The organism is Pedobacter gandavensis (assembly GCF_014172405.1).
GTDB lineage: Bacteria > Bacteroidota > Bacteroidia > Sphingobacteriales > Sphingobacteriaceae > Pedobacter > Pedobacter gandavensis.
Window position 1 is genome coordinate 1,655,074 of the sequence record NZ_WNXC01000001.1, and the last position, 22,909, is coordinate 1,677,982.

At 39.9% G+C, this 22,909-nt stretch carries 19 protein-coding genes and 1 tRNA gene; 9 read left to right on the top strand and 11 right to left on the bottom strand.

Annotated elements, in window-relative coordinates; all coding sequences use genetic code 11:
• Positions 1-211 precede the first annotated feature (211 nt).
• Entirely contained in the window at positions 212-2,650 is a 2,439-nt protein-coding gene (locus GM920_RS06690; RefSeq protein ID WP_182954726.1) for a phosphocholine-specific phospholipase C, read from the top strand.
• Positions 2,651-2,715: 65 nt separating this feature from the next.
• Here the strand turns inward: GM920_RS06690 and GM920_RS06695 are convergent, their stop codons facing one another.
• Together GM920_RS06695 and cslA are read right to left on the bottom strand one after the other, a co-directional pair.
• Positions 2,716-3,966, bottom strand: a complete 1,251-nt coding sequence (locus GM920_RS06695; RefSeq protein WP_182954728.1) for a glycoside hydrolase family 88 protein — start codon at positions 3,964-3,966, stop codon at positions 2,716-2,718.
• Positions 3,967-4,178: 212 nt separating this feature from the next.
• A complete protein-coding gene (gene cslA / locus GM920_RS06700; protein WP_182954731.1) occupies positions 4,179-6,287 on the bottom strand; it encodes a chondroitinase-AC in 2,109 nt (702 codons plus the stop codon).
• A gap of 161 nt (positions 6,288-6,448) precedes the next feature.
• On the opposite strand from cslA, the gene GM920_RS06705 reads away from it, so the two are divergent.
• Both GM920_RS06705 and GM920_RS06710 read left to right on the top strand, forming a co-directional pair.
• Positions 6,449-7,300 carry an ROK family protein gene (locus tag GM920_RS06705; RefSeq protein WP_182954733.1) on the top strand — a complete coding sequence of 284 codons (852 nt, stop codon included), beginning with the start codon at positions 6,449-6,451 and terminating at the stop codon, positions 7,298-7,300.
• 142 nt (positions 7,301-7,442) lie between these two features.
• On the top strand, positions 7,443-8,285 hold the full coding sequence (locus GM920_RS06710) for a VOC family protein (protein ID WP_182954735.1): 843 nt from the start codon (positions 7,443-7,445) through the stop codon (positions 8,283-8,285).
• 56 nt (positions 8,286-8,341) lie between these two features.
• Here GM920_RS06710 and GM920_RS06715 read toward each other — a convergent pair whose 3' ends face one another.
• Positions 8,342-9,184: an OmpA family protein gene (locus GM920_RS06715; protein ID WP_182954738.1), complete on the bottom strand. Its 843-nt coding sequence runs from the start codon at positions 9,182-9,184 to the stop codon at positions 8,342-8,344.
• Between the two features lie 84 nt (positions 9,185-9,268).
• A complete protein-coding gene (locus GM920_RS06720) occupies positions 9,269-12,445 on the bottom strand; it encodes a sugar-binding domain-containing protein (RefSeq protein ID WP_182954741.1) in 3,177 nt (1,058 codons plus the stop codon).
• Positions 12,446-12,732: 287 nt separating this feature from the next.
• Between GM920_RS06720 and GM920_RS06725 the strand changes: the two genes are divergently transcribed.
• From GM920_RS06725 to GM920_RS06740, 4 genes are all read left to right on the top strand, one after another.
• A complete protein-coding gene (locus tag GM920_RS06725; protein ID WP_182954743.1) occupies positions 12,733-13,098 on the top strand; it encodes a DUF1622 domain-containing protein in 366 nt (121 codons plus the stop codon).
• 115 nt (positions 13,099-13,213) lie between these two features.
• The gene (locus GM920_RS06730) at positions 13,214-13,393 is read left to right on the top strand and encodes a hypothetical protein (RefSeq protein WP_182954745.1); all 180 of its coding nucleotides are present in this window, start codon (positions 13,214-13,216) and stop codon (positions 13,391-13,393) included.
• Positions 13,394-13,753: 360 nt separating this feature from the next.
• The gene (locus GM920_RS06735) at positions 13,754-14,587 is read left to right on the top strand and encodes a DUF6266 family protein (protein ID WP_182954748.1); all 834 of its coding nucleotides are present in this window, start codon (positions 13,754-13,756) and stop codon (positions 14,585-14,587) included.
• A 197-nt stretch (positions 14,588-14,784) separates the two neighbouring features.
• On the top strand, positions 14,785-15,027 hold the full coding sequence (locus GM920_RS06740; RefSeq protein ID WP_182954750.1) for a hypothetical protein: 243 nt from the start codon (positions 14,785-14,787) through the stop codon (positions 15,025-15,027).
• A gap of 76 nt (positions 15,028-15,103) precedes the next feature.
• On the opposite strand, the gene GM920_RS06745 is transcribed toward GM920_RS06740, so the two are convergent.
• Both GM920_RS06745 and GM920_RS06750 read right to left on the bottom strand, forming a co-directional pair.
• On the bottom strand, positions 15,104-15,478 hold the full coding sequence (locus GM920_RS06745; protein WP_182954752.1) for a DoxX family protein: 375 nt from the start codon (positions 15,476-15,478) through the stop codon (positions 15,104-15,106).
• A gap of 47 nt (positions 15,479-15,525) precedes the next feature.
• Positions 15,526-16,032: a VOC family protein gene (locus tag GM920_RS06750; protein ID WP_182954755.1), complete on the bottom strand. Its 507-nt coding sequence runs from the start codon at positions 16,030-16,032 to the stop codon at positions 15,526-15,528.
• Between the two features lie 348 nt (positions 16,033-16,380).
• Here GM920_RS06750 and GM920_RS06755 point away from each other — a divergent pair.
• A tRNA-Ser gene (locus GM920_RS06755) sits at positions 16,381-16,470 on the top strand.
• Between the two features lie 327 nt (positions 16,471-16,797).
• Positions 16,798-17,292 (top strand): ATP-binding protein, encoded by a 495-nt coding sequence (locus GM920_RS06760; protein WP_202986073.1) that lies wholly within the window; start codon positions 16,798-16,800, stop codon positions 17,290-17,292.
• Here GM920_RS06760 and GM920_RS06765 read toward each other — a convergent pair.
• From GM920_RS06765 to GM920_RS06785, 5 genes are all read right to left on the bottom strand, one after another.
• Positions 17,275-18,189, bottom strand: a complete 915-nt coding sequence (locus GM920_RS06765) for an alpha/beta hydrolase family protein (RefSeq protein WP_182954758.1) — start codon at positions 18,187-18,189, stop codon at positions 17,275-17,277. The genes GM920_RS06760 and GM920_RS06765 overlap by 18 nt on opposite strands.
• 163 nt (positions 18,190-18,352) lie before the next feature.
• Positions 18,353-20,284, bottom strand: a complete 1,932-nt coding sequence (locus tag GM920_RS06770; protein ID WP_202986045.1) for a beta-N-acetylhexosaminidase — start codon at positions 20,282-20,284, stop codon at positions 18,353-18,355.
• Positions 20,285-20,669: 385 nt separating this feature from the next.
• Complete coding sequence (locus GM920_RS06775) at positions 20,670-20,834, bottom strand: hypothetical protein (RefSeq protein ID WP_182954760.1); 165 nt, start codon at positions 20,832-20,834, stop codon at positions 20,670-20,672.
• Between the two features lie 245 nt (positions 20,835-21,079).
• Positions 21,080-22,333 carry an MFS transporter gene (locus tag GM920_RS06780; protein ID WP_182954763.1) on the bottom strand — a complete coding sequence of 418 codons (1,254 nt, stop codon included), beginning with the start codon at positions 22,331-22,333 and terminating at the stop codon, positions 21,080-21,082.
• Positions 22,323-22,907, bottom strand: coding sequence for a YhcH/YjgK/YiaL family protein (locus tag GM920_RS06785; protein WP_182954766.1), 585 nt, complete (start codon positions 22,905-22,907; stop codon positions 22,323-22,325). Before GM920_RS06785 ends, GM920_RS06780 begins: the two co-directional genes overlap by 11 nt.
• Positions 22,908-22,909 lie beyond the last annotated feature (2 nt).

A 22,909-nucleotide genomic window follows, 5' to 3' on the forward strand; every position in this document is an offset into this window, starting at 1 on the left:
ACATTTAATAACCTAATTTTCTAATAAGAATCACAATTTTCCAAAACAATAACCAGAAGGAACAGAAATAATGAAGCTCCAGCACCAGGAAAGAAAGGGCAAAAGCCATCCAGCAGACCTGGTAGGTAAAATTAACCTCACATCAATAAGAATTTTAAAAGGAATGTTTAGTTTAGGCTGATCAATCTTTTTATTACTACACACACAAAAAATGGAAAGCAGAAGAGATTTCATTAAAAAAGCCAGCTTACTGACCGGCGCACTGGGTATTGCAGGCATATTACCCGCCTCGATACAAAGAGCAATGGCCATCAACCCGACCTTGGGAAGCACGTATTTAGATGCAGAACATGTCGTATTTCTAATGCAAGAGAACAGGTCTTTTGACCATGCCTTCGGTACACTTAAAGGGGTGAGAGGATTTAACAATCCCAGAGCCATCACCCTACCCAATCAATACCCGGTATGGCTGCAAAGCAACAAAAAGGGAGAAACTTATGCCCCTTTCCGCTTAAATATTAAAGACACGAAAGCAACCTGGATGAGTGCCCTACCCCATTCCTGGGAAAATCAGGTGGATGCCCGCAACAATGGCCGCTATGACGGCTGGTTAGAAGCGAAAAGATCCGGCAATAAAGAATATGCGGATATGCCCTTAACCATGGGTTATTACAACCGCGAAGACATTCCTTTTTATTACTCTTTGGCGGATGCTTTTACCGTTTGCGACCATAACTTTTGCTCTATTTTAACAGGAACAAGTCCGAACCGCTGTTTCTTTTGGACGGGCAAAATCAGGGAAGAACAAAACGCTACCTCTACAGCCCACCATTCAAATGGTTACATTGATGGCTCAGAACGCGTATCCTGGAGCACTTTTCCAGAACGTCTGTCAAAACATGAAGTAGATTGGAAAATATATCAGAATGAACTGAGTGTTGGTGTAGGTCTGGAGGATGAAGAAGACAGCTGGCTGTCTAACTTTACCGACAACGACATGGAGTTTTTCAAGCAATACCATGTTAAAAGACATCCGGAACATTTGGTTTACCTCCGCAAAGCGAAAGTTCAACTGGAAAATAAATTGAAAGAAAAGGCAGATCCAAAACTTCAAAAGAACCTTCAGTTTGTCACCAAAGAAATCGAATTTTTAGAACTCAATCCGCTGGAAAAACTAAGTCCAGAACAACAGGATTTACATAAAAGAGCTTTTGTCACCAATAGAAATGACCCGGATTTCCATACCCTGGAATCCCATACCTATAACGACAATGGAACGGAAAGAACCGCACAAATCCCGAAAGGTGATGTATTACATCAATTTCGCGCAGATGTTGATGCGGGTAAACTTCCTACCGTTTCCTGGCTGGTTGCCCCTTCCAACTTCTCAGATCACCCAGGAGCCCCTTGGTATGGAGCCTGGTACTTGTCGGAAGCCATAGACATTTTAACGAAAAACCCAGAAGTATGGAAAAAAACCATCTTTATCCTTACTTACGATGAGAATGATGGGTATTTTGACCATTTACCTCCATTTGTAGCTCCTGATCCAAAGGACCAGCGCAAAGGAAAAGTATCCAAATCATTAGACAGCAGTGCAGAATATCTTTATGTTGGCGACAACAGTAAAAGAGAAAGTCCAATCGGATTAGGTTTCCGTGTGCCGATGGTAGTGGTTTCTCCATGGTCACGAGGTGGATATGTGAACTCACAAACTTTCGACCATACCTCTTCGATCCAGTTTCTGGAACATTTCCTTTCTCATAAAACCGGGCAGAAAATCCATGAAGACAACATCAGCTCCTGGAGAAGAAGCCTTTGTGGCGACTTAACCTCTGTTTTCAGACCTTACAACGGTGAAAATATTCCATTGCCAAAAGCAGTTGAAAGAATGCCTTTCCTAGAAAGCATTCACAAAGCTAAGTTTGCAAAACTACCTGACAACTTCAAAAACCTGGATAAAGCAGCCATTGCAGGTATCCTAAAAAACCCGAAAGGCAATCCGAATTTACCGAAACAAGAACCAGGTATCAAACCGGCAAATGCCATCCCTTATGAGCTTTATGCGCATGCCGCTTTAGATCCAACCAACAAACAACTGAAGATCGATTTTACTGCCGGCAAGAAGTTCTTTGGCAATAAAGCAAAAGGCGTTGGTTTTATCGTTTATGCAGGGGATAAAAACTGGGATTTCACAGTCGACGCCGGTGATACGATCGATTACCAATGGCCAATAGCAGATTTCGATAAGGAAGCCTATGATTTAAAAGTCTACAGCGCCAATGGTTTTTACCGCCGATATAAAGGGAATGCCAATGACCCTGAAATCGAAATCGCGTTAAGGTATCAGGCAGAAAAAGATGGCAGCAAACCCAATGGGAATGTGCTGTTACACATCAGAAGACTGGCCAAAGGAAATCCGATCAAAATAACCGTCAAAGACAACAGTTATAAGAAACCAGCGGTCTATGCGGTTTTAAATAAGGGTCAGGAAGAAATATTTATTCCAATTGACCTCAAAGCAAGTCACAGTTGGTATGATTTCACCGTATCCACAGATAAAAACCAAGTGTATAGCCAGCAATTTGCCGGACATGCGGAACATACAAAAGACAGTTTTACAGATCCTTTAATGGGGAATTTGGTATAACTAAATGCAACAAAACAGCCCTTAAATCAATAGATTTAAGGGCTGTTTCAATTTTAATAGTACTACTATTTCAACAACTTCTGATACCTCAATAAGGCTTCTAAGAAGTAATAATCTGCATAAACTAAAGGCACATCGATCTCAGAATTATGCGGGAAACTCCCCACAGAATGTTTCAGAATAAATCCGGCATTGGTACCTGGTTTGGCTAAATAACCTGTGCCCGACAAAGACTGCAACATCAGTTCTGCCTGCTTAAAGTATTTAGTGCCATTGCTCGCAAACGTGCTCAACTCCAATAATCCAGAGGCGGTCAATGCTGCGGCTGAAGCATCCCTTGGCACGTAATCCAATTTCTTCGCATCATAAGCCCAATCCGGTTGATAACCTGGCTGGTTCACATTAAAGTCCCAGTAAGGAACTTTATCCTTTGGCAAATTAGGATGATTGAGGTAAAAATCTGCTGCCTTTTGAGCTGCTTCCAGGAAACGCTTGTCTTTCGTTTCTCTATACATCATCGTAAAACCATAAATCGCCCAACCTTGTCCTCTTGACCAGGTCGAATTGTCCGCATATCCCTGATTCGTTTGCTGGTGAATCACATTGCCATTTGCATCGTAATCTACCACATGATACGTGCTGAAATCTGGTCTAAAATGGTTCTTCATCGTATTTAAAGCATGGCTCATCGCCACCTCTTTATATTTAGGGTTACCTGTTAGTTTTGAAACATAACAAAGCATTTCTAAATTCATCATATTATCGATGATCACCGGGTATTGCCAGGTCGTCTTTTTATCCCATGATTTTTTAGCATTCCATGATTTAATCAGACCTACTTTTGGATCAAATCTCGTCAATGCAGACTCTGCCGACTGGATCAATATCTTATGATACTTTTCAATTTTCTCCGGATCCTTTTCAAACCTCAAGGCATTACCATAAGAACAATACATTACAAAACCTACATCATGATGTTGCGTTAAAAACTGTCCTTTCTCAAGTGCTTCCGTCCATTCTGTAGCAGCAGCTTTCCACTCCGGTTTTTGAGTATACTCATACAAATACCATAATCCTCCAGGGAAAAATCCGCCCGTCCAATCCCAAACATCTGTTGATCTTACCGAACCATCTTTATTTGTGGTACGGGGAAACTGGGTCAAGTCTTTACTGGTTTTAAGCAATTGGTCATACTGCTGCTCCGCAACAGCAAAATCCTTTTTAATCATCGCTGTTTTTGGAGAAAGCAACAAGAAAGAAGATGCGGTTACGGAAACTGCTACTGCTGACACCAGCAACAGCCTGTTTCTTTTCATTTTAAAATTGGTCAATTTCATTTGTGGTTATTAGATATTAAAGGTTTCAAATCATTCTTCGTCTATTCGATATCGCTCCTGTTTAATTCAGGATTCTCAAAACAGGTAGTTTTCCAAATTTGAGCATCATCAGGATTAAAAAGGGGGGACGATTTAATTTATTTGAGGGTAATAATCAGTTCATCCCCGATATCAGTTAAATAATCTCCAATTTATTTAAGCGTTACGGTAGAACCGGCATATTCTTGCTGAGGAAAGTTAACCGGGTAATCCTTAGTTTTTCCATCCTTAAGATTCGTAATACTGATCAGGGCATTTACTTCTGTTTGCAATGGATCAGCAACAGAAATCTGCATCTTCCCATTCAGCGATTTAATTAAAACTGCACAGGCCTTATCCGACTTAATGCTATATTCTGATGTTTTTAGCACGCCAGGCGCATAGAATATTGCCTGTAGCATATTTAGTTTTTCATTGCCTACCGCCTGAATTTCGGAAGTGTTAGACAATACCTTTATCCCGGACTTGCTGAAATTTATCAAAGGTTCCGCATTTTTAATCCCCGGAATTACAACATAAGCATATTTGGCACTTTCCGGATTTTTACCATGGTTGATCCATAGCTTAAAAACATTTCCGGAAAGCTCCTGATCTGGATGGGCATTGTTAATTCGAGCCCAGCTTCCGGTCTGGATATTGCTACTCAAACTTACTGATGAGGACTCAGGAAATACGTAACCGATACCATCATGCAAAATCCAGCTGTTCTGATTATTTTTAAACATTTCCATTTTTCCCTTTCCAAAATCACCCTTTATAGCAGAACCCAATACCGCTCCATTTAACCAGCTTTGGTTAAGGGTAGTCACGATTGACTCTGGTGTATTGCTATGAATATCCGCGCCCAGGCAAACTACTTCCTGATCAAAAAAGAACCAGGCTTTTTTTGCGGAAAGGCTGTCATAATTCAAAGCATAAGCACTTGCGCCATATTTACCATCTGACACGCCACCGGCAAAAGGATTGCTACCATCTTCGCCCCAAAATTTTGAAGTCAGGCGATCTGCAGGGTAATCTCGGGTTGTGGTACCGGGAATCTTATCCCACTCCCAAATGGGCATAATGTTGAAATATTCTGGCCCCCTAACCTGAATGTTTGTAGCGCCGTCCGACAAATATCTACCATATAAGTTCTCCTTGTTTCCAGACTCACTGCGTTTGGTTCGATTGCTAACCATTCTGACATTAAAAGAGTAGCCAGGTCTGCCATGAATTACATAATCTCCATTCCAAAAATGTTTATGCATAGGCTCGATCTTATAATCAGGCGCCTTCGTACTGTCTGTTCGCGAAATTGCCGCTTGCCATTCCTCCTTGTGTTCTGGATCGATCTGCTCCGCAATCAGCAACCTGGTTTTCTCTGTATGCTTGCTTAATATATCAGGGCGGCTGATCCCACGTCCTTCTACGTTAAAGTCCATATAACTGCCTCTGATGGCTTTTAAATAGGACTCCCGGTAATACTTTGAAAACAGCTGTAATTTCTCCTTACTAATTGCGTAAGGTGTTCCTTGTACGTAATTAATCATTTTCAGCACCCCAGTGATGAACACCAGGCCATAACTTGATATTTGTAGCTGCGGGCCATGCTGCAAATAAGAAAAATCATACTGCAGCCCTTCTTTATAATGCACCAACTTAATTGGATCAAATAATTCCGCAGTGGAAGTCGCCAATAAAGCATGATCATTAGTTAACAATGCCCTATAAAAATAATGCAGGGCGATATCTGTTTTATTGGCACCTGTTTGTTTTTCAGGATTACCACGCTTCATTCTTTCGATCAATTGTGCTTCCAGATCAGCAGGGATACGGCCTGAACCACTGCGCAAGGTGATTAGCATTTCTCCTAAAGCCTGAGGCGTAGCAATTTCATTGTGCCACCAGTTACTGCTTTTTGGGTCTTGATCGTACCAATATTTGAAAGCATGGGAAATCGCATCGAGCAGCTGAGCTTTACCATAATAACGGCTATCTTTTGTCACATAGGCCTGAATTAAGTTCTCCAGTCTGATTAAATGTTGTCCTGGTTGCCAATTGGTAATTGTTTTAGCGCCATAATCAATGTCTTTCCAGCTGCCATTGATTTCCAGGGAAGCCAGGTTCTTTTCAGCGGATTTATCTACAACTTGCACTGGTTTTTTAAGATCCAGTACAATCCTTTGCATAATTAATTTGTCAGTATCAGTTGATTGTGCATTCGCTAAGTGTGGCGTCAACATCACCAGCATCAATACACCCATTAACAATATTCTCTTCATTTAAGTAAATTTGGTTGGCTTGCTTAAAAAAGCTTTTATTAGGTTTGGTTATTCTCGTTTTAAATATACAAAATAAACCATTTTAGCCTAATCGTGTTTATATTAGCAGGAAGTCATTTCCCCTAAAAGCAATGAAATGTATCCACAATAAAATGTAGCTGATGAACCACAAAACACTGATTGGCGTAGACCTTGGGGGTACCAATGTGCGCTCCGGATTAGTAAACGGACAGGATATTATAAAAATCGACAGCGATCGGATTTCATCCAAAAGCGAAGAAAAAACTGTTATTGATCAAGTCATCAATTCCATCAGCAAGGTGATCAACCCTGAAGTGGCAGCTATTGGAATTGGTGTTCCAGGTATTCTGGATACCAAAGAAGGCATTGTTTATGACGTACAGAATATCCCTTCCTGGAAGGCCGTTCCATTAAGGTCCATTTTGGAGCATCATTTCCAGGTTCCCGTTTTCATGAACAATGACGCCAATTGCTTTGCTGCCGGAGAATCTCAGTATGGCAAAGGCAAAGGAAAAAACAACCTAACAGGCTTAATTCTAGGCACTGGTGTTGCTGCAGGGCTACTCTGCGATGGTCACCTTTATGAAGGGCGCAATTGCGGAGCTGGCGAATTCGGCATGATCCCCTACCTGGATCACAATTACGAATTCTATTGTAGTGGTCGTTTTTTTAGTCATTTTCATCAAAGCTCTGGCGAGGAAGTTTCCAAAAGAGCGGCGGCTGGAGATCCGGCAGCTTTACAAATTTTCCAGGAATACGGAAAACACCTCAGCTGGCTAATCAAAACTATCCTCTATGCTGTAGATCCGGAAATGATCGTATTGGGTGGCTCAGTTAGTAAATCCTTTCCATTTTTTGAAGCTACTTTATGGGCAGAATTACAAGATTTCCCGTATCAGCCTGTGGTTAAAAACATCCAGATCACAGCTTCAGAAATTGACCATATTCCCATCCTTGGCGCTGCCGCATTATATTTCAATCAGAAAACATAAAAACCCAAACGATTGCAAAACTATTCCTTCCCCAATTAGAAATACCTGAGCACTAATAAACAATTAAAATGTCTCTTCTGCCCCACCTTTCCTAGTTTGTCTTTTTGTAACTTAGTTTATATAACTGTAAAGCTTAATCATTATGAAAAACTTCATTTATCCTTGCTTGACCATCAGAGGAAAAATTACAGAGGCAGCCGAATTTTATACCCAGACTTTTGGGGAAGGTAAAATTGGTACGACCCATCCTTTTGTGATACAAATAGAACTGAGCGGACAGAAATTTATGTTGCTCAATGAAGGACCTTCTACTGATCCAAATCCCGCCATATCTTTTATGGTTCTGGGTGAAAATGCAGAAGAGACAGAAAAATACTGGAACAAACTACAGGATGGCGGAAAAATTATGATGCCATTAGACAGCTATCCCTGGAGCACCAAATATGGTTGGATTGAAGACAAATACGGCGTCTCCTGGCAGCTGTATACCGGAACAAAAGAAGATGTGCCACAGAAATTTTGTCCGACTTTAATGTTTACCGGTGACAGGGCTGGTAAAGCAGAGACTGCCATCAATTTTTACACTAGTTTATTCCCGAATTCCGTAATTCAGGGTATCCAGAAATACGCGGAAGGTGAAGGTGACCGTACCGATTTCATCAAGCATGCACAGTATAAGCTGAATGACTATACGATGATGGCCATGGACAGTTCCGCAGCACATGCTTTTGGATTTAACGACGCCATTTCCTTGGTCGTAGAATGTGAAACACAGGAAGAAATTGATAAGTATTGGGATCAACTGACCTCCAATGGTGGCTTTGAAGTCGCCTGTGGTTGGTGTATTGATCAGTTTGGCATCAGCTGGCAGATCATTCCTAAAGCTATAGTACAATTAATCAGTCACCCGGAACGCGGTCAGCGGGCCATGAAAGCCATGATGGGTATGAAAAAGCTGATCATAAAAGAGCTGGAGAACGCTTAGTTTGTCATTTTACAATAATGCCCTGAGGATCTTTAGATCAACAGGGCATTACAAATTTATTCTTTTACTGGTTCCGGGGCTTTTCCTATTAACTCCATAAACTGATCCAGCTTAGGAGTAATGATGATTTCAGTCCGTCTGTTTTTCGCTCTTCCCTCTGCGGTATCATTGCTGGCAATCGGGTTATACTCCCCTCTTCCGGCAGCTGTTAACCTTTTAGGAATCACGCCATAGTTGTTTTGTAAAGACATGACTACTGAGGAAGCTCTCAACGTACTTAAATCCCAGTTGTTACGAATATTAACCTGTGAAATAGGTACATTGTCCGTATTTCCTTCAATCAATACATCATAACTCTGGTAATCTTTAATGATTTTTGCAATTTTACTTAAAGTTGCACCTGCTTGATCAGAGATCTCATAGCTTCCTGATTTATACAACATATTATCGGCAAGCGAGATGTAAACTACTCCTTTTAATACTTTAATATCTACATCACTCATTTCTTCCCTGCTTAAAGAGCGGGTCAGGTTGGTGGTTAATACCAGGTTTAGAGAATCACTGGTATTTTTGGTGTTCACCAAATGCTGGATGTACTTATTAGCGACATTGATTTCATCTACCAGTTTCGAAATATTAGTATTTCCCTGACTACTGGAATTTAAACATTTGTTCAATGCGATTTGCAAAGCTTTTACGTTCTCACGTTGTGCAGCAATCTGCTCTTCTAAGCTTTTCACGCGTGTGTTAGAACTCGCAAGTTCCTGGTTCACACCTTGATTTTTCTCTTGTAATTGATTGTAGCTGGATTGCAGATCTGCAAACTTCTTATTGCTCACGCAACCCTGGCCTAATAAAGCCACAGCAATCAACAAAGCTGGTAATATAGGTACTTTCATAATTTTATAATTCTAAAACAATAACATTGAAACGGCATAAAGGTTTAGTTATTACTAAAAAAATAAACATAATAGTGCTAAAAACTATTTCTGCTCCACAAACACCACCTCACTAACCATTGCGTTACTGCCCGACATTGACTCAATTTTTATGCCGAGTTTTCCATCATTCGTATCTTCCCTCATCACAAACAGCTTGATCCACTTTCCCTTTTTATCCAGCGTACCGGTCATAAATTCCCTGCCATCGATCCATATTTTCGCAGATCTGGATTCATTGTTCCAATCTTCAAAATGTAGGTATAACTCGCCAATCACGCCTTGCGGTGGGTTAATGGTCATCTCGAGGTTTTTACCATACCAGGCAGATTTCCCTTCCCATTCCCAGATTCCTTCTTCCCCTTTCATTTGATATGTGGTATTTCGTTTCAAAACGGGTGCTTTATCACCGGTTTTCATATACACCAAAGCATCTGAAAAAGCAGCTGGGACAGCTGATTCGGCCTCCTTTATGAAAGGAAAAGTTTTCTTTAACAGTGCAGCATCTACTTTAACCTCAGGATTAAAACCTGGACCAGCCGCATAGGTCAACAAACTAGACTTCAACTGTTTTGCCACTGGATTTTTTGGTGTTTCGATATCATAACCACAAACTAATAATTTCCCTTTCCCAACCTTACACTCAAAAACCGCGGCCAGTTTTTCATTCAGGTGAAAATCACTGATGGGCTGTACGATTGGATTTAGGTTTTCAGGCCAGTCTTTCATTTTAAAGGACCTTCCTTTACTGATGCTTTCCCATTGCCAATCCGAGAATGATTCCGTTGGAAATCCTTTCAATGCGGGATGCTGATCATTGATCAAAGCTCCTAAAGTAGTGTTCTCTTGTCCTGGGAAGAAAACATTTGACCAAAACAGCGGCGTAAAGAATAAAGGTCTGGAAACCTCAGAATTTCCCAACTTCGCTGCAAAAAGGATTACCGTTTTACCATTTTCCAATGCCTTCATTGCATTTTCATCCAGCACACTGGTTTCCAATACTACAGAATTTAGCGCCTGATCACTTCCAGTAGCAACCAATTGTACTGTTGCTGGATTATAAATCCAAAGGTCCCATTCATTTCTGAATTTGGTTCCTGGTAGCGAGATCATCAGTTTCGCTTTTGTGGCTTTAGCAACCTGCGTCAAGGCCATTTCAATCGATCCGAAGCTTTTCACTTCTCCTCTTTTGATCGAAGTTTTAGGTAGCGTTCCTTGCCCTAATACTTGCTGATTCGCTCCGATAATTTTCCAGTCCAGCGCCGTGTTCAGGTCTCCTCTTCCATAATTTGCTACTTCTAAGGCAGCGGTAAAAGTCTCCGTATTTTCCCATACAAATTTCTTTATTCTGGCCAGAGGCACTACCTCATTGTTGTATTGCTTAAAATAGGTCGTATCCGTGGTTCCTTTATCTTCATAAAAAGCATCAAGCCATCCCACTAAAGCTTCTCCCTGTCCCTGGTAATCCTGCATACTCAACAGCTGGAATCCTCCACTGGAAGGTGTGCGGTAAAAGTTTTCAATTAAACTCTTGTAAAGTATCTTTTGAACAGCACCTGAAGCTTGATGAAATGCCAGGTCTTTATTTTCCAGTCCATTGGCAATGGCTGAAGCCCTGCATACTTCCAGGTTTCTGGCTTTTAAAACGCCTGTGTATTTATCAATCTCCGACCATAATGGATACACTGGAAACTGTCCTACCTCATGCGCGAAAATAGGGATGTTACTTTTCGAATAGTTTTTCTCCAGGTCGTAATCACTTCTTCCACCTTGCAGACCGTAAGTACCGCCTACATTTGGAATGTTATGGGTGGCAGAATAGTCGTCTACCGGCATAATCTTTCTAGCTGTAGACACGGCATACAACCTTCTATTGTCGTTCGTTTTCAGCTTTTCGATCCATTTTGCCATCTCATTGAAATCAGAATTCCCGAGTTCATTGCCGATACACATCATCGTAAATGAAGGATGATTTCCATAAGCATCCAGCATTCGCTGTAGTTCTTCTTTGGTATATTTATCTGCGGAAGGATTTTTCCCTAAGCCTGGAGGCAATCCTTTAGTCAGCATGTCCGGCCTGTCTTTCGGCGGATCAGTCATCCACCAATCGATCCAGATGGCTTCCGCCTGAATGTAAATTCCTAATTTATCTGCGGCTTCAAAAGCAGCTTCCGGAGGGCACCAGGAATGGAAACGCACATGGTTTAGTCCATAAGATTTATAGACCTTAAAAATACGCTCCCAATCTTTGACCTCGCAGGAAGGGTATCCCGTGATCGGAAAATGCACACAATCCAGGTTACCACGCATAAAAACCGGTTGGTTATTAATCAGAACTTTCGATTTCGTATGGCCGATACTTCTGAAGCCAAAATCGACAGATTTATCATTTTTGTTGGCTAGTTTAACTTCCATTCGGTATCGATTTGGACTAAACTCATCCCATAATTTAATGGGAAAATCCAGGTTTAATACCTGAGTTTCTGAACCTGCTGCCGACAAAGCTCCGGCTTTACTAAAAACGGTTTGATTTGTTTGCAGGTCTATGATGCGATAATTCAGCTTCATCTGCTGTGGATTTTTAACCGTCATCTTCAGTTTCACTTCCCTCTTTTCTGCATCCGGATAAACCTGTAAATCGGCTACAGCTGTGCTTGCTGTTGTGCGCAACTCTATTTTTCCTACGGCTCCATTCCAGATACTTTGTGTGTATTCCGTGTAAGCATGTCCCTTATCTCCAATATTATGAATCAGCTCATTATTGATGCGGATGGTTAGGCGATGTTTTCCTGGTGTCAGTTTTCCTAAAGTATGCAAGTGTGGAACGCCAAGACCATCCTGAGTAGTCATTAACCTACCGTCTACCCATACTTTGGATTCCCACATCACCCTTTCCAGGAACAGAGAAATTTCTTTGTTTTTCCAGGATACCGGGATATTGATGGTTTTGCTGTACCATGCCGGTCCGATATATTTATAGGCTCTGGATAAAATCCCGTAATCAGCACCTACAGTTTTTGTGCCTTTTTTCGCCTGATCTGTGGTTCCAGGAAGCGCTATACTTTCTTTTAATTCTTTTTCAAACCATTTGTCTTTTTCGCCATGATTGGCTTCGTCTAACTGAAACTTCCAGGTTCCGGCCAGGGAGAATTGTTCCTGAGCAACACCTTTATTTATAAATATAACCAGCAGCCCCATCACTGCTAAAAACCTAATCTTCATTCGTTTTAAAATTTGTGTGCGCAACTGATTTTCAAATTCATAATCAGCAGATGCAAACATAAATGAACTTGAGCAATCCAAAATGGATATAACCGTTCTTTTGATGGACTATATTATGATTGATCGGTTCAGATCTTATGGTATACCTCTAGCAAAATCACGAGGATATCCCCGCAGGATTACAAGTGCAAGAAAGAAATTAAAAATGATATAAAAATTTAATATATTTTCGTAACTTCCTGTATTAAAAGGGGGTTAATTCATTACATTTTAAACACATTGTAACTATGATGCATGAGATATTGATCTACACTTCTCATATCATCAGTTATATCAGCATTGCGATCATCTGTTACGGTGCCGCAATTGGTCTTTTCCATTTTGTGAAAAATGAATTCAACCGTTTAGGTAAAGGTTTTTCTTTACATAGAACCGTTCAGATTAAGATTGAAGTAGGTTATTATTTACTACTGGGGCTAGAGTTTTTAATTGCTTCGGATATTATTGAGACCATTGTTAATCCTACTTTTCAAGATTTGGGCATATTAGCCGGCACGGTGGTGATTAGAACGGGTTTATCGTATTTTCTAAACAAGGAAATCGACGATTTAAAAACCGAAAAAACGCGTACTGATCAATCCTTAAAAAAGTAAAAAAAGAAGATGAAAATGGAGCTAAATACTCCTTGATTTGAGCATAAAAATTTAATCTGTTTTTAATATTTGCAATTATTTTTTCTGGTATATTTAAGTATTAATTCCAATCGTCATGGATCAATCAAATAAAAAAGACACCACACAAAGCAGTGCAGAAATCACTAAAAACCTTGCAGCCCACACTGCAGAGCTCAAGAAAAAAACTGAGTTAGTGAATCATCGGTTAGACGAATTGAGGGCCGAAACTGACAAATTCTTGCATCCCGAGAAAGTGCCAACTAAGCACAAATAAATCGGGGTTTATTCTTGATTTAACCACCACATTTCAGCTTCTCAAGTACCGCTCCGCTACTTCTCCTTATTCCGACTTCTTTTCCTTGAGGATTTCCTGAAGGCTACCTTATGGTTAGCTGCAGGTAGCCTTATACTGACCTTACATTTACCTGGGCTTTCCTGCTCCTTTATTTGGGGGTTGATAGGGCCTAACTAAGCTTATAGCCCCATCAAACCCGTGAAGAACACTAGATAACTTTGATTTAATTGCTTATAAAATAAAAGCTCAATAAGGTGTTACCTGGAATTAAATGTGTATCTTCCTCTTATTCAGTCCCGACTTAACCACACTATACCTCAAACCATTAACCTCTTAACTATGGCTATCGCTTCAAACGGCCCTCAGGGTCACCTCAACGGAAAAGTTGGCAATCTTGTTTTCTATATGCTCAATGGGCAGCCTGTAGTCCGTTTAATCGGGAGAAAAGGTAAACCCAGCAAACTTCAACTGGCCAATTACCAGGCTATGGAAGTGACCATGAAACTGCTCAACAGAGTGGGTAGCTTTATTAAATTGGGCTATGGTTTACAGGCCAAAGGAACGGTTCATAATGCTCATAATCTGGCCACCTCCTATCATAAAAAAGAGGCTTTAAAGGGGGAATATCCTAATATCAGCATCGATTACAGCAAAGTAATGCTGAGCAAAGGTGTGATGCCGGAAACCAAAGATTTGAAGATCGAGAAAGTTGATGGCGGATTAGAGATCAGTTGGGATCCGAAGCATTACGACGAATTAAGGCACAACGACAGTGTTATGGTCATGATTTGTACTCCAGAAGCCAAACGTGACCAGGACTACTTGAATGTTGCCAGAAGATCTGAAGGGAAATGCTTTATTCCCATGTATGAGGAGGCCCTGAATCAACAGATAGAACCTTATATTTCCTTTATTTCTGCGGATGGAGAAAGGATATCCGACAGTGTTTACCTGGGTAATTTGAATGGACTGGGTAAAAACAAGGAAGAAAAAGAGGCGAAAGAGAAATATCAGCAGGTAAAAACAAGATTTGATCAGGTGGAAGGCAGTTATTTAAGTCAATTGAAAGATAACTACGGAACGAAGCCCAAGACCAAAGCATTTAAATGTCTGGAAAAGGAATATAAAGTCCTCAAAAATCAACTGCAACATCTGCCCGGGAAGCCTGGTTAAGTAAGAAATCGATTCATTTTACGCTTTATTTTAGAAATCAAGATCAAGAAATCAACCTCTGGCTTGGTTGCTGCAGAACCATGTCCGAACTACAAGATTACCCGAAAAATTCTTTTGCTGTAGATATCCTGAAGAATCATAAGCCTTAACTCAATTTAGTTTCATAGCTTTGATGCAGAAATTATCAAGAAATTACCATGGCAGTATTACATAGAAAAGAAGAGAAAATTGAAGTTGTATTAAGTAAGCTTCCAAAAGAGTATACTGATAAAGAATTTGTAGATATGTTTATTCAGCTTTATTCGAAAGACTGGGGAAAGATTAAAGCGAATTATATCAAGCATTCGCAAGATAAAGAGCCAGGCACAGTGATCATCATGCCTAAGCCAGAACTTTATCTGAAAAGTATTTTAGAAAATTATTTGGAGAACAATAAGTAATAATTGAGCGAAGTATCATTATTTACTCCATTCAAAAAATATAAGGTAAAGCCCAACTGAGTTGGGCTTTACTCGTTTAAAGGCTTTCCGAATCATAGACCTTATGATAATACACATAAGAAATAATCAACACTGCAAATACAATTAGCGGAAAGATCGCCTCCATTCCGAAACCGTCTACGGCAGCATGGCTAATGGACGCAAAAATAAAATCGAATCCGAAACCCGCGTATGCCCATTCCTTAACGCGTTTTGGTGCAGCAGGGATAATCAAAATCAGTGCCCCCAGGATTTTAAAAACAGTAAGTGCGACACCAAAATACCCCGGATATCCGAGATGTCGAATCCCCTCTTTTGCCATCTCAGTTTGAGAAGTAAGTGCCGGCATCACGCCTTCAAATAAGAAGATGAGAATGGTTGTCGCCCAGAAGATAATTTTGTTCTTTTTCATCAGTTTATGGTTTTATGTTTGGTTTTTAATGAAATTATTAAGGTTTTCTATTTAGCAAAAGCTTTTTCCAGCAGACTGACATCGATCTTTTTCATTTGCATCATTGCTGCCATTACCCTACTCGTTTTTTCCTGGTCTTTATTTGTGATTAAGTCGGATAATAACGTTGGAACGATTTGCCAGGATAGTCCAAACTGGTCTTTTAACCAGCCACATATTTGCGCATTTGGATCGCCACCTGAACCTAGCTTGTCCCAGTAATAGTCTATTTCCTCTTGATCGGAACAATTTACAACCAATGAGATTGCTTCATTAAATTTAAAAATCGGCCCTCCGTTTAAAGCTAAAAACTCCTGACCATCCAGTTCAAATACAATGTTCATCACCGTGCCTTCTGGCATACGATGAACTTCGAATCCTTCTTTCGTATAATGGGTCATTCCTTTAATAGTAGAATTCTTAAAAATAGCTGTGTAAAAATTCACCGCTTCTTCCGCATTCCTATCAAACCATAAGTTAGTGGTTATTCTTTGATTGATTATTGTGTTTTTCATCTTATTAGGTTTAGAATAATTTTACTTATTCAAATTTAGATGGGAAAAAGCAATTTAAACCAGTGTAAAAACGACATAATGAGGGGGCGAACAAGACAGTATTTTCAGCACCTTGAACGTTCATTTGGGTAAAAGAATAGAAATTTGAGCAGCAACAGGAAAAATAAGGGTTAAAATTGCTGGCTGTTTTTCAGAAAAGGAGTCGGAACAGCATCTTCTCCATCATTCTTATTTATAAAAAAGCGGGAAGAATCAGCCCTCATTACTCATAAATAGCTGTTTTTAAAAAAATAGATAAATATTTCAATCTAAATTTGGAAAACCAGTTAAGATTTGTACTTTTGCGCCGGAGAGTTGGCAGAGTGGTCGATTGCGGCAGTCTTGAAAACTGTTGACTTGTCAAAGGGTCCGCGGGTTCGAATCCCCCACTCTCCGCCACTAGGTGACTAGATTTCGAAAAAACCTGCAAATCATACGATTTGCAGGTTTTTTCATTTAAGACCAAAGCCAAATAAAGCATCAATTCACATATTGTTGGTGAGTCATTCGGTGAGTAGTTGAAGGCAATTTAAGGCACTCACCGAATAGGGTTCAGTTCATTAATAATGAACCAGTTACCTAAATCAACATCTTGACTGATAGTAGTAGCAAAGCTAAATTTGTTTAAATTTTAATGTGCTACATTACGAAAACTAATTTCAGCCTACTCTTCTACATGAAGAAACAGAAAAAATATCAAATTGGCGCGATTTCCCCTATCTATCTCTGGACTTTATTGATGCCGGACAGAATGTTATCCTGGGTGGAAGCCCCGGAACTGGCAAAACGCATATCGCAATTGGACTTGGAATCAAGGCTTGTCAGCAGGGAAAAAGCGTGCTGTTTACCTCTATCCCCAAAATGCTGACGCAAATCAGGGAATGCCATTCTTCCAGAACCCTACGTGCTCTGGAACTAAAGTTCGAAAAGTATGATCTGGTCATCTGTGATGAATCAGGCTATATCTCATTTGATAAACCAGGTGCTGAAATGCTCTTCAACCACATTTCCTTAAGAACCGGCATCAAATCCACAATCACTTCTAATAAATCCTTCGATAAATGGCATGAGATCTTCGGTATGGATCCAGTGCTGACAGCGGCACTACTGGATAGGCTTACCCACAAATCTTTCCTGGTACATAATTCAACTGGTATAAACAAAGCCCTGCTTTTGGCAATACCTTGTTGGTGGCAGTATTTTTTATTTCATTTGTTTTAAAATCCAAGCCATACAATTTTTCGCGTCCATAATTGACCAAGAATGTGGGTGTTTTGTTCCATCAGGTCTTACTCCTTTGTCGTGAGTTACCACGATATCAGCATTTTTATTTCCTTTAAGTTGTAGAAAATTTATCATTGCTGAAATGTCTGCACAATTTAGGTCGTATAAATCTCGGTGTCTGTTTTTTAATTGCCATTCTATTCCTGGTTCTGTATAAATTCTGATAGGAATATCAATTAAATACTTTGCATTTCCACCATCTTTTTGTTTGTAGGAAAACATTGAATTTTTGATGTATTCATCTTTCGCTGTTTCAGGGGTTCCTCCCAAATTTTTCTCCATTTCTTCCAAAAACCACTTTGCTTCGTTTACGCCAACGTCTGAAAAGTTTCTTTCCACTTCTCGTTGATAACGATAATACATATTTTCATAGTCAAGTGGTGGGTCAAGTGCAAAAATTGCTTTTGGTGTGAAGTAAGTATTTTTGTCTCTAATCGCTCTTTCAGTATAAGTTATTGTTTGCATTCCACCGCCTGAAAGTCCACCAAGAAATATTTTGTCTTTTGATACTTTATGTTTTTCAACCATTTGCTTAGCAATAGTTTCTATGATTTGTTGTGATATTGTCATCTTAAAATCATCATCTTCAATATTGGGAAAAACAACAATGAAATTATTTTTAAGAGCAATTTCATCTAGTGTGATTTGGTTCATTACTCCTTTTGCATCTTCCGAACCACCGTGAAGAATAATAATTGTCCCGACTGGTTTTGTCTTTGGTACAAGTTTGTAATAATAATGTGTGCTGTCAATAGTTACTTTTTCAGGATTTTGAGAAAAAAGTTTTGTCTGTCCGATAAAAACTATAAATAATGTTATTATGTATTTTGTCATTTTGTACGTTGTTTTGTAATATTGCCACCAACTCTCAAATATGCGAAACTATTTTAACTTTATGTATTTTGGTGTTTTTTTTTGAACTTAATATTAATTCAATGGATTACAATTTAATATTAGTTTTTCTTTTAAAAAACATTGTTCTTTAAAAAAGATTTTTTCATCTGCCTATTCCTTGACTTTGATCGAGGTTTTCTCTCTTTTTCTCTCTACGTTTTTCCGCTTCTTCTACTGGATTTACTTCTGATGCCACGTAAACAGGTTCCATAAGCGCATTAAGTAAATCGGTACCAGTCTTTGCAGTTGCACCTATCATGTGCCCAATATTTTCAAAAAGACCATGAGCCACACCATCACGGTTCCCTTCTTTTTGTGCCAGTTCAAATGGTACTCTGAAGGAAACACCCGCCTTTAAAAGGTAGGATAAATTGGAGTACATACGGTCCCTGAATGAGTCCCAGCTTCTATGCTCCATGTTAGTCCAGCCGGCTTCTGCGAGCGCCAGAGCTCGGGGGTAGGTCATGTAAAAGGCCCGATTGATATCTTTGATAGCCTCTCCCCACAAAGTTCCGCAAACACCAACAATGTGTGCCTGATCTTGTTCTGAAAGTCCGTACCCCGGATCAAATGCGTAAACTTTCTTCAGCGTTGTGATGGGCATGCCCCAGTTGTTCTCTTCTGGCAGGTCGTTCGTGTACTGTGGATAATCGAAATAAGTAAACTCCCCGGGAGCCAGGATCAGCGGATTGCCCGACTGCCTGGTTAATTCAATACACTTAGGTGTAAGGTCATTGCGCCAGGAAATAAGGGTCGCATCTTTAGGATAAGAAAACAGGTATTTGCTAGCCGGCAGGCGGATGTTATCCAGCTCACACCACAGCAGTGGTAACTTTCCTTCTTCACGTACAAAGGACAGCATCTTTCCAAAGAAATAATTCATCAACGAGCTGTCTTTCTCATAGTTCAGGCGCTTCTTCAGCGACTGACACCTGTCGCATTTGGCCCAGTTTTCTTCAATAACAGATTCGTCTCCGCCCAGATGGATCTGTTTGGAAGGAAAAACTGCTGCAAGCTCTCCGATAATGTTCTTGTACATTTCATAGACGGCGTCGTTGCTGGCGCAGAGCATAAGATTCATGTTCTTACCAATAACCTTGGTGAGGGTATCCGTATGTTTACAGCCCAGCTGCGGATAAGCGGCTATAATAGCCGACGTATGTCCGGGTATATCTATTTCGGGAATGATTTCAACGTTCCGATCGGCTGCATACCTGACCAGATCCCGTAATTGCTCCTGCGTATAAAAGCCGTTGTCCGGTCCCTTCATGCCCCCTTTAGGGTTACGCCTGGCACCAATATCTGTGAGCATCGGATATTTCTTGATCTCAATTCGCCAGCCCTGATCATCCGTTAAATGAAGCTGCAAAACGTTATACTTGTATTTCGCCATCTGTGCTACAAATAACTTCACATCGTCTATTGGTAAAAAGTGACGTGCCGGGTCAAGCATCAACATTCTGCTAGCGATCCGGGGCTGATCTTCAATAAGCAGTGCTGAAACCCGACGTTGCTTCGTATTAATAATGTCTCCCAATAATATCTGGTCCAATGTAGTGATCCCATAAAAGACGGCACCGCGGGTGGCGCCTGTAACAGAGATTCCCCTGTCCGAAATATTCAGAACATAATGTTCCCTGCCTTTTATAGAAGGAGTTATCTCCAGTTTTATTGCCTTGCCATTTTTTGCCGGACCTTTCTTTATAGATAGCGTAACGCCCATGCGTTCACGCAGCATTTTTTGCAGATATTCTGCTTCGAAGCTTAACGAATCCGAGCTTAGTTCAATATAAGTACCCTCTGCAATCGTAAATTTTCTTTGCATATCCTTTTGTACGATCTTATTCGGAAAGGGTATAAGTGCCGAAAGATTGTCCTGTGCAAATAGCGACGACTGAACAAGCAGGCAGATGAGCAGCGTAACCGCTTTGATCATTTTATGTTTCGTTACGGCAACAAGATGTTCTTGGATGTCTATATGTGGTTTAGGTTTATCATTTTGATTTTGTACAAAAAGTTTTAATAAAAATCTCATAATTGTGGCTCTGTTATTTATTCAGTTTGTGGTTTATTGCAGCCTTGAAGGCAACGCTCAAATATATGCAATAGCATTATAGCTAGTGAATAATATTGTAACTTTTAAGATCATTTGATCTAAGCCCTTTCTTATCGCCAATCTTTCCATTTCTCTAGAGAAATTAGCTGCAGCTTGTTTTCCTATCTCATAAAAATTTCAGCATCTGGGACTATTCCGCGTTTGCTTAACTCTTTAACAGTTATAATTCGCTGCTGTTGTTTAATACTCAATAATTTACATAAATTGTACGCATACAAGGAATAGCGATTATGTGTTGTTTTAGTGGTGCCCAAATTAGGTGCCATAAGAGCAAAAAAGATATAAAATACGGGATAAAGAGTGTTTAAAGTCGGTTTTTGTCGATCCCCCACTCTCCGCCAAAATGGTAATCAAAACCATACAAAAGCCTTTGAATCATAGATTCTAAGGCTTTGTCGTTTCCGGTAACCTCAAAACATCCTAAATTCGCATAGTTACGGTGAGTAATTCGGTGTTGAAGGTATTTCACACATATTCAACTTAAAAAAATGCTTCTTCTAGATTTAAAAAAGAATTAGAGGAATAGTAAATGACTCCCTAATTTCGGCGAACAGCCTGTAATGAAAAATCGTTAGCATAAAGAGACATTTTGAAGCACATTTAAGCCCAGAAAAACCATAAAAAACCGGGATTGAAGTATTCAATCCCGGTCAGTACCCAGTGCCGGAGTCATAACATGATTAAAATTTGATAAGCGGGTTCTGATATACCAACTTATGATTTAACTTGTTCCATTTTTGCTTTAATCAGTAGTAATACCGCAGCACATAACAGCATAGAAACCGCTGCCAGTTTAAACATAATACTTAAATTGACATCAGCATCGCGCAATACCCCACTGACATAAATTCCAAGTCCACCAACAATGCAAGAAAACATATTGAGCACTCCGTATCCCGTGGCCCTATAACGGCTATCTGAAATCATACATAATATGGGCATTAAATTCGTATCACTAAAAACCCGGGTTAAAGCATATAGCATGAATCCTATTATAGCCAGGTATAACATTCCAGTACTTCCTGCAAAAAATACACCTGCTGCAGCAATACACAAGCCAATGGCAGGAAGATAAATTCTTGCTAAAGGATTTGTTCTGCTCCAACGGTCGGATAGAAAACCTCCTACCAAAACGCCAATCATGGATACTGGATAAACATATCCCGTTGCATACAAGCCTGCTGTTGCTTGAGACAAGTTAAAACTTTCCTGATAATAGGTTGGTAGCCATGCCATGATAATCCAGCCCACAATGCCGAGCATACCCCAGAATATTAAAAGAAGAACAAAAGACCGTCTTTTAAATAAACCAAACACCCCCGACCAAAAATTCACCTTTTCTTCTATTTGCCCTGATTCTGAATTTCTTTCTTTATCTGGCGAGTCCCGAAGAAAAAAGAGTAAAATGACTGCATATCCTACTCCAATTAAACCAAACACATTAAAAGCATCAGTCCATAAATAACGTTCGGCAATCCAACCGCCTAGAAAGCCAAGGCTCTGTCCGAACATCACCCCCCCCATATGAAGGCCGGTGGCTAAAGACCTTGTACTTCCACGATGATAATCTGTAATCATGGCCAATGCTGCAGGAATATAACAAGCTTCACTGATTCCCATCAATGCCCTGGTAGCCAGCAATTGTTCAAAACTGGTTACATGTGCAGTTAACCAGGTCACCAGTGACCACACGAAAAGGCTGACTATAATTACCCGGCTTCTATTAAATTTATCAGCCAGAAAGCCAGCAAAAGGACTTAATAACCCATAAGTCCATAGAAAAACTGAAGTTAGTAATCCAAACTGTGCGTCGCTCATAGGCAATGCATGCGTTATAGATTCTCTCATCGTGGTAATCATGGTACGATCCAGATAATTTAAACAGCCAACCACACTAAGTAAGGCCACTATCTGCCAGCCTCCTGCCAAAGGCGGGTGGTAACTACTTTTAACGATACTAATGCTCATGATTTTCTATTTTTATAACTAGTTTCTTCACATGAGTAGCAGTGTCAAGCCACACGCCGGGCTGGTGATAGTCGGCTGGAAAAAAAATAAAAAATTCAGAGGGTTTTGCCTGATGATAATGGAGTTGATCTGCTTGATAAAATGCAACATCACGGCTTGCAACATAAGGCTCTTTCACTGAGGCATAAAGGGCTGACGTTACACCAATCTGTTCCTTTCCTTTAATGATGTATTGTAGGTCAATATATTTTTTATGAGATTCAATCTTGGTTTTAGTAGGCGCTTTTGTTTCATATTCACTAACTACCGCAAAGCACTTTTCTCCAGAAATGGGGTATTTTCCCGGTGCCATTTTCTCTAAATCATTTTCATTGATAAACTGAAAGCATTTGTCCCATAATTCTGTATTCTCGTTATATTGAATTTTAAACTCTTTTGCATTGATACTATGATGGGGTTGGATAGATAAGCTTTTTATAATTTGGTAGGTTTTCATTTGTTTATTTTTTTGAGTAATACATCCCTGTATTCCAAACAGGATAAGCAATGCCAATAGAAAATGATGCTTAATCATAA